Raw genomic sequence first — 11,016 nt, 5'->3', positions numbered from 1 at the left:
CTCCTACTTCTTGGGCAGACCGGGCGGATTGATCAGCGACTTCGGGACGGCCTCGGCCGGCAGGCCCCATTTGGCCAGCACCTTCGCGTAGCTGCCGTCGGCGATCGCCGCGTTCAGCGCGTCGGCGAGCGGCTTGACCAGGCCGTTGTCCTTTTTGGTGGTGATCCCGACCAGGCCCTGGACCGGGTAGCTGGACGAGACCGTGCCGACGATCTCGGTCTGATGCCGGGTCGCCACGTGGTACGAGGCGTTCGGGTTCGGCCCGAGGTAGAGGTCGATCCGCCCGGACTGCAGTGCGAGGTAGATGTCGGCGGACTGCTGGTAGTACTTGATGCTCGCGGGTTTGCGGCCGGCGGCGACGTTCTGCTTGTTCCAGTCGACCAGGATCGCCTCCTGGAGCGTGCCGGACCCGACCGCGACGCTCTTCCCGGCGAGATCGGCCGGGCCGGTGATCTTCAGCCCCGAGCCCTGCTTCGCCTCGAACGCATGCAGCCCGAGCCGGTACGTGGCGAAGTCGTACTTCTCCTTCCGCAGCTCGGACACCCCGATGTTCGAGATCCCGACCTGGTACTTCCCGGAGTCGAGGCCGAGGAACAGGTTCTCCCAGCTGGTGGTCTGGATCTCGGCCTTCAGCCCGAGCACGCTCGCCACCAGGTACGCGATGTCGATCTCGACACCGATCGGGGTCTTGTTGTCGTCGGCGGTGAACCCCAGCGGCGGTTGCCCGCCACCCGCGGACCCGTTCCCGACCGCCAGCTTCCCCGACTCCCGCACCCCGGCCGGCAACTCGGCCGCGATCGCATCCACCTTCGAAGACGCCACATGCTCCTGCGTAGCCGAGGTATCGAAAGCAACCTGGGAAACGTCCTTGGCCGGCGGATCCGCGCAACCGGCAAGCACCAGCAGCCCGCAGGCAACGTACCGAAGGACAGGTAGTGGTGCCCTCCGCCGCGACCGTTCCGCCTTAGCTCCGCGGCCGCGGAGCGGCCGGCGCCTACCACTTCCTGTGCTTCCGTACGCTTGTCGTCTCATCGTCACTCCTCAGCTCGTCAGCGGGAGGCCGGGCGGGTTCAGCTCGGAGATCGTGACCGCCTCGTTCGACACGTTCCAGCGGGCCAGGACCTTCGCGTAGCTGCCATCCGCGATCGCCGCGTTCAGCGCCGCCTGGTACGCCTTCGCCAGGCCGTCGCCCTTCTTGGTCGTGGCCGCGATCAACCCCTGCAACGACGGACCGGCGCCGGAGAACTTGCCGATCGTCTCCGTCTCACCGGACGTCTGGACGTGGTACGCGATCGACGGGTTCGGCCCGAAGTACGCGTCGATCCGCCCGGAGCTCAGCGCCAGGTACGTGTCGGTGTTCTTCTGGAAGTACATGATCGTTGCCGCCGGCAACCCGGCCTTGATGTTCGCCTCGTTCCAGTCGACCAGGAGCTTCTCCTGGTTCGTCCCGGAGCCGACCGCGATGCTCTTCCCGGCGATGTCCTTCCCGCCGGTGACCCGCCAGCTGCCACCCTTCTTCGCCTCGAACGCGATGTCGTCCTTCCGGTACGTGGCGAAGTCGTACTTCTGCTTCCGCTTCTCCGTCACGGTGATGTTCGAGAACCCGGCGTCGTACTTGCCCGAGTCGAGCCCGACGAACAGGTTCTCCCAGCTCGTCACCTCGATCTCCGGCTTCAGACCGAGCGCGTCCGCGACCAGGTACGCGATGTCGACCTCGAGGCCGATCGGGGTCTTGTTGTCGTCCGCGTAGAAACCGAGCGGGACGCTGCCGGAGCCGAATCCACCGCCGACGACCAGGGTGCCGCGGTCGCGCACCTTCGCCGGCAGCAACGCGGCCGCCGCCGCGTTCTTCGGCGTGGTGATCCGGTGCTGTTCGGCGGAGGTGTTCACCCCGGTCTCGGCGGCCGTGGCCTTCGACTCTGCGCCGCAGCCGGCCAGAGTGAGCAGGGTGAGCAGGGCAAGCAGGGCGACTGTCAGACGTTTCATCAGAGCACCTTCGAGATGAACGCGCGGGTGCGCTCGTGGACAGGGTTGTCGAGTACTTCGCGTGGCGGGCCCGCTTCGACGATCCGGCCGTCGTCGATGAAGACCACCGTGTCGGCGATCTCCCGGGCGAAACCGATCTCGTGGGTGACGACGACCATGGTGGCGCCGTCACGGGCGAGCTCCTTGATCACGTCCAGGACCTCGCCGACCAGTTCCGGGTCGAGCGCGCTGGTCGGCTCGTCGAACAGCAGGACCTTCGGCTTCAGCGCCAGCGCCCGGGCGATCGCGACCCGCTGCTGCTGACCGCCGGACAACTGCCGTGGGTATACGTCGGCCTTGTCACCGACACCGACCCGTTCCAGCAACTCACGCGCGTACTGCTCCACCTCGGCGCGTTTCCGCCGCTGCGCGGACACCGGCGCCTCGACCACGTTCTCCAGGACGGTCAGGTGCCCGAACAAGTTGAACGTCTGGAACACGAACCCGACCTGCGAACGCTGCCGGAGGATCTCCCGTTCGCGCAGCTCGTGCAGTTTGTCGCCGCGCCGCCGGTAGCCGATCAGTTCGCCGTCGATCCTGATCAGGCCGCGATCCACCTTCTCCAGGTGGTTGATTGCCCGCAGCAACGTCGACTTCCCGGAACCGGACGGCCCGAGGATCACGGTCACCGCGCCGGCCCGCACCTCCAGGTCGATGCCCTTCAGTACGTGCAGGTCGCCGAAGCTCTTGTGTACTCCCAGTACGTCGATCATCGCGTCGTACCTCGGGCGAACCGGCGCTCCACGTAGTACTGCACGATCGACAGCAACGTGGTCAGCACGATGTACCAGACGGTCGCGACCATCAGCAGTGGAACCACCCGGCTGTTCCGGCCGTAGATCACCTGAACCTGGTAGAAGAGCTCCGGGATCGCCATCACCGAGACGATCGAGGTGCCCTTGAACAGGCTGATCACCTCGTTCGCGCCGTTCGGCAGGATCGAGCGCATCGCCTGCGGCAGCACGATCCGGAAGAACTGCCGCGCCTTCGGGATCCCGAGCGCGGCCGCGGCCTCGGTCTGTCCGGCGTCGACGGAGATGATCCCGCCCCGGATGATCTCCGCCGCGTACGCGGCCTGATGCAGTGCCAATCCGAGCACCGCGGCGCCGAGCGGGCCGAACAGGTTGTTCGTACTGAAGTGCACGAACTCCGGGCCGAACGGGATGCCCAGACTGAGTTCCTGGTACAGATAGGCGATGTTGAACCAGAACAGCAGCTGCACGATCAGTGGGATCGAGCGGAACGCCCAGATGTAGCCCCAGGCAACGACCTGGAGGAACGGACTGCTGGACAAGCGCATCGACGCCAGCACCGCGCCCAGTACGAAGCCGAGCACCGTTCCGTACACGGTCAACTGAACCGTCACCCAGAGCGCCGAGAACACTGTCCGGGTGGTGAAGAACTGGAAGAACGTCGGCCAGTCCCAGCCCGGGTTCGTGACCAGGCCGTGGACGAACATCGCGAGCAGGACCAGCACGACGCCGACGCCGACCCAGCGCCACGGGTGTTTGCGGGCGACGACGGGCAGGTCGGCTTCGAGCGGTACGACGGTGGCCGGCGGTCCGGTGGTACCGGAGGTGGACGTGACTGAAGTGAAGGACACGGTGCGACTCCCTGGCGGTGGGCAGAGCAGGGCGGACGTCCGGAGACCGGACGTCGGTGAGATCAGTGGGGTGCTGTGGAGGCTGGGCTCAGCGTGGACAGAGCGCGCTGGAGACCCGGAGCAGGTCGATGTGGAGGCGGTAGTACGGCGGTTTGCGCGTCATCTCCGGCTCCTCCCGTGGGTCGTGTCGTTTCAGTATGAGACGCCCGTGAAAGGAAAGTAAGTTGGTCGACAAAGCTCTCATTATATGGACGGCTTATACCGGTCCACGGGGCCTGCTTTACGCCAAAGTTGCAGTGATCCGCGTCACTGTTTCGGCGACTTTCTTGCCTGCGCGGTTCACGCCTGGACTTGCACAAGCTGGGAGGACGCCCTCACCGAGCGTGCGCGAATTCGTTGAACTTTTCGCAATCCGTGTTTGAGGGGCCCGTGATCAGGCCTTTATGGTCGAACAGCCGTCGTACCCCCTCAACGGCGGCGCCCCTCCCCTGGAAGGTTTTTTCGTGCCCACTCACCAAGACGTGCCGGAAGCAGATCGGCCGGCCGCCCGTCGTACCGACGCACCGCGCCGGGTGGCCAAGCACCGCGCACTCCTCCGACGTGGTGGTTCCACCCGTCGTACCCAGCTGATCGGTCTGACCGCCGCGCTGGCGGCCGCGGCCGGAACCACCACCGTCGGACTCGCGGCCAAGGAATCCGATCCGGCCACCGCGAACGAGGGCACTGGCCTGAACCCCTCACAGGCCAGTGCCCTCACCGCGGCCCGGATCGACCGGCGCGACCTCGGCTCCCGGGACGCGTCCCGGATCAGCCTGTCGCTGCAGTCGTCGCTGAACGCCGACGCGGAGAAGGTCGTACAGGTCCGGGCCCGGCAGCTCGCGGCGAACGCGGCGCTGGTGCAGCGCCGGGCGCTCGCGCTGTCCGCGGCGAAGGCGGCCGCGGCGAAGAAGGCCGCCGCCACCGCGAAGGCGCTCGCCGACGCGCGGGCCGCGGCCGTGGCCAAGGCGGCGGCGATAGCCAAGGAGGCAGCCGCCGCGAAGGAGGCCGCGGCCGCCAAGCAGGCGAAGATCGCGGCCGCCGCCCCGAAGATCGTGCTGCCGACCACCGGCTACCACCTGACCGCCCGCTTCAACCAGGCCGGCGGCCGCTGGGCGCACAACCACACCGGCCTCGACTTCGCCGCACCGATGGGTACGCCGGTCGATTCGGTGATGGCCGGCGAGGTCATCCAGGCCGACTGGGCCGGCGCGTACGGCCGCCAGGTGAAGGTCCGGCACGCCGACGGCACGGTCACTTCGTACGGTCACATGTCCGAGTTCGACGTCTCGGTCGGCGACAAGGTCCAGGCCGGCACCATGGTCGGCCGCATCGGCATGACCGGCAACACCACCGGCCCCCACGTCCACTTCGAGGTCCTCCCCGGCGGCGGCTCCCCCATCAACCCCCAACCCTGGCTCGAATCCCACGGCCTCAACCCGTAACCCCAAGCCCCGCGGTACCAGGCACCTGCTCTCAGAGTGTTTTCGACATGGTCAGGGCGTCTACGTAGGCGCCCTCGATCAGGAACTCTCGGGGGTGGGTGCCTTCGACTATGTAGCCGTGGCGTTCGTAGAGGTGGCGGGCGGGGAGGTTGGTGTGGTGGACGTTCAAGGTGATCTTGCGGGCGCCGCGGCGGCGGCCTTCGGTGGTGGCGGCCTGGAGCAGGGCGCTGGCCACGCCTAGGCGGCGGGCTCGTGGCGCGACGGCGAGGCCGTTGATCGCGAGCACCCCGGCACCCTCGGGGAACTTGTACTTCTCCTGCAGCCGCAGATAGCCGACCACCGCGCCGTCGTGCTCGGCGACCAGGTGTGCCTCCGGCCCGCTCCGGGTGAAGAACGTCTCGGTCAGCAGCTCCTGGAACGACGGAAATCCCGACATCGCCGTCCAGGCGACCTTTTCGATCGCGAGCAACGCCGCATCATCCGACTCGACAGCCTGCCGTACGGTCACCTCGGTTGCACTCACAACACAATCCTGCCCCCGCCGAGGGGTCGCCGACAGCCGGCTGATCCGCCGGTACGGCTTCAGCGTGGTTCGGTTGGTGGGTCCGGGAGTTCGGCGAGGGGGCGTTGGGACCAGGCGACGTCGTGCCAGGTGTCCAGCTTCCAGCCGATGTTGCGGTAGGTGCCGATCGGTTCGAAGCCGAGGGATTTGTGCAGGCCTTCGCTGGCGGGGTTCGGCAGGGTCATTCCGGCGATGGCGGTGCGGTACCCGCGCGCGGCGAGGCGATCGAACAGCGCCTCGTACAACGCCCGGCCCCCACCCGTACGGCGCCGGCCTTGTTCCAGATAGACGCTGACCTCGCAGGACCACCGGTACGCGGCCCGCGGCTTCATCGGTCCGGCGTACGCGTAACCGATCACCTGATCATCAAGCTCGAGCACCAACCAGGCGTGCGTCTTCCGCGCCGCGGCGATCCGCGCCGCCATCTCCGCCACGCTCGGCGGCTCGATCTCGAACGTGATCGCGGTGCCGGTGACGTACGGCGCGTAGATCGCGGCGCAGGCCGCGGCATCGCTCGCCATGGCGTCTCTGACCAAATACATGACACGATAGTAGCCACAGATGCCGCTATAGTGGCAACTGTGATCGATGACCTGTCCCGCTCCCTGGCCGCGACCGTGCAGCAGGCGCGGACGGCCCAGGACCTGTCCGTGAACGCGCTGGCCGAGCGGTCCGGGGTGTCCCGCGCGATGATCGGGAAGATCGAACGCGGCGAAGCGCAACCCACCGCCGTACTGCTCGGAAAGCTTTCCGGCGCGCTCGGCATGACCCTGTCCGAGCTGGTCGCCCGCGCGGAGAACACCGGCGAGCTGCTGCGGCGCGCGGCCGATCAGCCGGTCTGGACGGACCCGGTGACCGGATATCACCGGCGCGCGGTGTCCCCGATGACCGACAGCCCGCTGGAGCTGGTCGAAGTCGAGTTGCCGGTGGGTGCATCGGTCTCGTACGCGGCCGATGCGTACATCTTCAAGTACCAGCAATTGTGGATCCTGGCCGGCTGGTTGCGATTCCACGAGGGCGCTCAAGTACACGAGCTGCGTACGGGCGACTGCCTGCAACTGGGCCCACCAACCGCGACGACGTTCCACAATCCTGGTACGACACCGTGCCGCTATCTGGTCGCGTTGGTCAAAGGACGTGGTTGGCTGGGTAGGTGACCGTGTCCCCGCTGGTCTGGGTGCTGACGTTGCTGGCGATCGTCGGCCTGCTGCTGTTCGACTACTTCTTCCACGTCCGGTCCGCGCACGTGCCGACGCTGCGTGAGGCCGCTGTCTGGTCCGCGTTGTACGTCGGGATCGCGGTGCTGTTCGGTCTCGGCACACTCATCGTCGGCGGCGGCGCGATGGGTTCTGAATACTTCGCCGGGTACGTCACCGAGAAGGCACTGTCGGTGGACAACCTGTTCGTGTTCCTGATCATCATGACCAGCTTCCGGGTGCCGCGGGAGAACCAGCAGAAGGTGCTCCTGGTCGGGATCGTGGTCAGCCTGTTCGCCCGGTCCGCGTTCATCTTCGTCGGGTCGGCGCTGCTGAACACGTTCTCCTGGGTCTTCTACCTGTTCGGGCTGGCGCTGCTGCTGACGGCCGGCAACATGCTGCGGCCGGAAACCGAGGAGTCACATTCCGCGCAGAACCTCGTCGTCCGGCTGGCGCGCCGCGTGTTCCGTACCACCGACGAGTACGCCGGCGATCGGCTGACCACCGTGGTCGACGGGCGCCGGATGCTGACGCCGATGCTGCTGGTGATGGTCGCGATCGGCGGCACCGACCTGATGTTCGCGCTGGACTCGATCCCGGCGATCTTCGGCCTGACCCAGAACGTGTACGTCGTGTTCACCGCGACCGCGTTCAGTCTGCTCGGACTGCGCCAGTTGTTCTTCCTGCTCGACGGGTTGCTGGACCGGTTGATCTACCTGTCCTTCGGGCTGGCCGCGATCCTCGCGTTCATCGGCGCCAAGCTGATCCTGCATGCGTTGCACGAGAACAATCTGCCGTTCGTGAACGGTGGCGATCCCGTCGACGTCCTGGAGATCAGCACCGGCTTCTCCTTGCTGGTGATCCTGGTGGTACTCCTGCTGACGATCTTCGCGTCGTTGTTCAGTACGCGCGGCCGTACGCAGACCGCGATGGCCCACATCCGCCGGGACGCGACCGCGTACCTGGACCCCGAGTACACCGATGACCCGGCCGAGCGGGAGCGGATCTTCCAGCGCCTGCTGCGCGCCCGCGACCACATCACCACGCTCGGCCCGAAAGCCAAACAGCAGGTCCGCAACGAAGCCGACCTGATGGCCCTCTGCCGCCAGGTCGCCAACGCCCATACCACCGCCCACCCCACCCACGAAATCCACCCGAACCTCTGACTTTGTGAACCCACCGCGCACTCCCACCGCGGAGTTGTGCGCGGTGGCTTCGCAAAGTGGGGTCAGGCACGGGGGAGCCAGACGCGCATGACGGCGATTTCGCGGTTGGCCCAGGCGTAGTACGGGACGGCGACCACGTCGACCTCGGGGCCGGTGGAGTCGTCCGCATCGGTGCGATACGCCCAGCCACCCCGATGCCCGGTGCCAATCTTTCCGCGAGCGGTCAGGATCGTGACACCGTCGAGTACGTCGCTCGGCGTCGCGATCGGGGCCTCGGGCAACAAATGCAGGTCGTCGACGTTCGCCGTGTTGTCCGCCTGCTCGACCGCGTACACCAGCGGACCGCGCTCCAACGCGACGCACCCACGCACGGCGTCGATCCGCGGATCAGCACCCACGATCCGCGGAACCAGCGGCAACAGCAACTCGAACTCCTGACCGGAACCACGCGCGTACCCACCCGCCGCCACTGCCTCCCCGTTGAGCGTGGCCCCCTCCGCCCAAGCCGGAATCCGCAGCTCGACCACGGTCGGCGTACTCGCGCTGATCCGCACCGACCCGTCCCACGGATAGGCCGTGTCCACAGTGAGCTCGACCTCCCCGGACGTGATCGTTCCGGCCGCGTACTGATGCAGCTGAATCGCATCCTCGGTGGCAGTCGCCAAGTACGCATCGAGACTGGCCAGCGTACGCATGATGTTGGGCGGGCAGCATGCACAGTCGAACCACCCGCGCCGCCCGTGCGCCGGACTGCGCCCGGTGTCCGGGTACGCGGCGCCGCGCAACTGCAACGGGTTGACGTAGAAGTACTCGGTTCCGCTCAGCGACACCCCGGCCAGGAAACCGTTGTACAGCATCCGCTCGATCGCATCCGCGTACGCGGCGTCGCCGGTTGCCAGCAGCATCCGCCAGGCCCACTGGATTCCGCCGATCGCGGCGCACGTTTCCGCGTACGCGCGGTCCGGCGGCAGCTCGTACTCGTCGCCGAACGCCTCGCCCTCCCAGCGGGCGCCCAGACCGCCGGTCAGGTACGTCTTGGTCGACCACATGTGATCGAACTGCCGCTTCAGGGCATCGAGCAGATCCGAGTCACCGGTCTCGAGCGCGACGTCCGCTGCCCCGGCGGCGAGGTACACCGCACGTACCGAATGCCCTTCGACCGACGTCGCTTCGCGGACCGGGACCCGATCGGAGAAGTACGCCGCCGAGTGCCCGTGCCGCTCGATGATGCCGTGGCCGCGGGCATCGACGAACCACTTGGCCAGCTCCAGGTACGCCGTCGTGCCGGTCTCCCGGTACAGCTCGACCAGCGCCATCTCGATCACCGGATGACCGTCCACGTCGACGGTCTTGTCGTCACCGAACGTCGCGAACAGGTGGTCGGCGAGCTTGATCGCGACGTCGAGCAGCCCGCGATCGCCGGTGCAGCGGACCTGCGCGACCGCGGCCTGGATCAAGTGGCCGGCGCAGTAGTGCTCGTGACTCCAGACCAGTTCCTGGTAGCGACCCTCGTCGCCCTGCCGGAGCTGGACGACCGAGTCGAGGTACCCGTCCTCGCGCTGCGCGGCCGCGACCACGACGGTCAGGTCGCGGATTCGCTTGTGCAGGTCGTCGTCCGGGTTGCGCCCGTACTCCCACGCGGCCGCCTCGAGCCACTTGTACACGTCGGAGTCGGCGAACACCGGACCGATCGCCTCGCCGGTACCGATCCCGGCGGCGAGGCGGAGGTTGTGCAGGTTGCCGGCCTTTTCCAGCTGATCCTGACCGCTGGGGATCGCGTCGGCGCCGTTGCGGGCCTGCCTGGGCGCCCAGAAACCACCGGTGATGGTGGCCGCGCCGAGTCCGAGGGGGCGCAGCCGGCCCCTCGTGGTGGCGGCCGGGCCGCGGAGGGCTTCGCTCATGCTTGGCTCCTGGGTTCTGGACTTGATGGCACGGAAAAACGGCACACGTTTTCCTAGACTCCGAAGGTAGAGAACCCAGGCGCCCGGATCAACCCCCAAGGGTGCCGGCGAGCGCGGCGAGTTTTCGCGGCAGGTCGTACTCGGCACCGCCCTCGTGCCCGTTGTAGGTGAACACCTCGAGCTCGGCCGGGCCGGCATAGCGGTGGTACGCGGCGAAGACCGTGGACGGCGGGCAGACGTTGTCCATCAGCGCGACCGAGAACCACGCCGGGCAGGTCGCGCGGGCCGCGAAGTTCACCGCATCGAAGTACGACAGCGTGCCGATCGCGGTGTCCGCCTCGAACCGATGCCCCTTCAGCCAGCGCGCGATCTCCGCGTACGGGCCGTTGTCCGTGATCTGCGACGCCCGCCGGAAATGACAGAGGAACGGTACGTCGGCGATCGCGGCCGCGAGGTCGACCCGCAACCCGGCGACCGCGAGCGCGAGCCCGCCGCCCTGACTGCCACCGACCACCGCGACTCGATCACCGTCCACGTCCGGGCTGCACTTCACCGCGTCGACCGCGCGAACCGCATCGGTGATCAACCGCCGGTAGTAGTGCTTCGCCGGGTCCTCGATGCCACGAGTCAGGAACCCGGGCGAGGACGAACCATGCCCGGCCGGCGCGATGTCTGGGGTGTCGGCAACGGTCTTCCCGCCACCACCCTGACCGCGATTGTCCATCACCAGATGCGCGTACCCGGCGGCGCTCCAGGTCAGCCACTCGTACGGAATGCCGCGGCCGCCGTTGTAGCCGATGTACTGCACGACCGCCGGAAGCGGACCGCTCCGGTGCCGCGGCAGCAACAGCCACGCCTTGACCGGCTGCCCGGCCCACCCGCGGAACGTCACGTCCTGAACTTCAACGGTCGCCAGGCGCGCGTCGTACGCCTCGAAGCGGGCGTCGATCGGATGGCCGGCCGTGTCCGACAGTGTCTGCTTCCAGAACGAGTCGAAGTCGGCGGGTTCCTCCGGCGCCGGCCGGTACTCGCGCAACCGCTCCAGCGGCATGTCAACCAGCATTTGATTCCTCTCTTGGTGG

The 11,016-nt window shown here is 67.6% G+C and carries 12 protein-coding genes; 3 read left to right on the top strand and 9 right to left on the bottom strand.

Going from position 1 to position 11,016, the window contains the following annotated elements; genetic code table 11:
- Positions 1-3 precede the first annotated feature (3 nt).
- From HDA44_RS30710 to HDA44_RS39020, 5 genes are all read right to left on the bottom strand, one after another.
- A complete protein-coding gene (locus HDA44_RS30710) occupies positions 4-822 on the bottom strand; it encodes an ABC transporter substrate-binding protein (protein WP_337906606.1) in 819 nt (272 codons plus the stop codon).
- A gap of 219 nt (positions 823-1,041) precedes the next feature.
- A complete protein-coding gene (locus tag HDA44_RS30705; RefSeq protein ID WP_184840386.1) occupies positions 1,042-1,986 on the bottom strand; it encodes an ABC transporter substrate-binding protein in 945 nt (314 codons plus the stop codon).
- The gene (locus HDA44_RS30700) at positions 1,986-2,738 is read right to left on the bottom strand and encodes an amino acid ABC transporter ATP-binding protein (RefSeq protein ID WP_184840384.1); all 753 of its coding nucleotides are present in this window, start codon (positions 2,736-2,738) and stop codon (positions 1,986-1,988) included. Before HDA44_RS30700 ends, HDA44_RS30705 begins: the two co-directional genes overlap by 1 nt.
- A complete protein-coding gene (locus tag HDA44_RS30695) occupies positions 2,735-3,628 on the bottom strand; it encodes an ABC transporter permease subunit (protein ID WP_184840382.1) in 894 nt (297 codons plus the stop codon). The genes HDA44_RS30700 and HDA44_RS30695 overlap by 4 nt, the downstream gene beginning before the upstream one ends.
- A gap of 88 nt (positions 3,629-3,716) precedes the next feature.
- Positions 3,717-3,791: a putative leader peptide gene (locus tag HDA44_RS39020; RefSeq protein WP_420488556.1), complete on the bottom strand. Its 75-nt coding sequence runs from the start codon at positions 3,789-3,791 to the stop codon at positions 3,717-3,719.
- Between the two features lie 340 nt (positions 3,792-4,131).
- On the opposite strand from HDA44_RS39020, the gene HDA44_RS30690 reads away from it, so the two are divergent.
- The gene (locus HDA44_RS30690; RefSeq protein WP_319043287.1) at positions 4,132-5,109 is read left to right on the top strand and encodes a M23 family metallopeptidase; all 978 of its coding nucleotides are present in this window, start codon (positions 4,132-4,134) and stop codon (positions 5,107-5,109) included.
- Between the two features lie 31 nt (positions 5,110-5,140).
- Here HDA44_RS30690 and HDA44_RS30685 read toward each other — a convergent pair whose 3' ends face one another.
- Together HDA44_RS30685 and HDA44_RS30680 are read right to left on the bottom strand one after the other, a co-directional pair.
- Complete coding sequence (locus HDA44_RS30685; RefSeq protein WP_184840378.1) at positions 5,141-5,632, bottom strand: GNAT family N-acetyltransferase; 492 nt, start codon at positions 5,630-5,632, stop codon at positions 5,141-5,143.
- Positions 5,633-5,691: 59 nt separating this feature from the next.
- The gene (locus HDA44_RS30680; RefSeq protein ID WP_184840376.1) at positions 5,692-6,213 is read right to left on the bottom strand and encodes a GNAT family N-acetyltransferase; all 522 of its coding nucleotides are present in this window, start codon (positions 6,211-6,213) and stop codon (positions 5,692-5,694) included.
- A gap of 39 nt (positions 6,214-6,252) precedes the next feature.
- Here HDA44_RS30680 and HDA44_RS30675 point away from each other — a divergent pair, with 39 nt between their 5' ends.
- Both HDA44_RS30675 and HDA44_RS30670 read left to right on the top strand, forming a co-directional pair.
- Positions 6,253-6,828 carry a helix-turn-helix domain-containing protein gene (locus HDA44_RS30675; RefSeq protein ID WP_184840374.1) on the top strand — a complete coding sequence of 192 codons (576 nt, stop codon included), beginning with the start codon at positions 6,253-6,255 and terminating at the stop codon, positions 6,826-6,828.
- Complete coding sequence (locus tag HDA44_RS30670) at positions 6,825-8,033, top strand: TerC/Alx family metal homeostasis membrane protein (RefSeq protein WP_184840372.1); 1,209 nt, start codon at positions 6,825-6,827, stop codon at positions 8,031-8,033. Before HDA44_RS30675 ends, HDA44_RS30670 begins: the two co-directional genes overlap by 4 nt.
- 62 nt (positions 8,034-8,095) lie before the next feature.
- Here HDA44_RS30670 and HDA44_RS30665 read toward each other — a convergent pair whose 3' ends face one another.
- Together HDA44_RS30665 and HDA44_RS30660 are read right to left on the bottom strand one after the other, a co-directional pair.
- On the bottom strand, positions 8,096-9,934 hold the full coding sequence (locus tag HDA44_RS30665; protein WP_184840369.1) for a glycoside hydrolase family 127 protein: 1,839 nt from the start codon (positions 9,932-9,934) through the stop codon (positions 8,096-8,098).
- An 88-nt stretch (positions 9,935-10,022) separates the two neighbouring features.
- Complete coding sequence (locus HDA44_RS30660) at positions 10,023-10,997, bottom strand: acetylxylan esterase (protein ID WP_184840367.1); 975 nt, start codon at positions 10,995-10,997, stop codon at positions 10,023-10,025.
- Between the last annotated feature and the right edge of the window lie 19 nt (positions 10,998-11,016).

Origin of the sequence: Kribbella solani, assembly GCF_014205295.1 — a bacterium.
GTDB classification, from domain to species: Bacteria; Actinomycetota; Actinomycetes; order Propionibacteriales; family Kribbellaceae; genus Kribbella; species Kribbella solani.
Note: the sequence above shows the minus strand (reverse complement) of the source record. Positions and strands in the feature narration are given on the sequence as shown.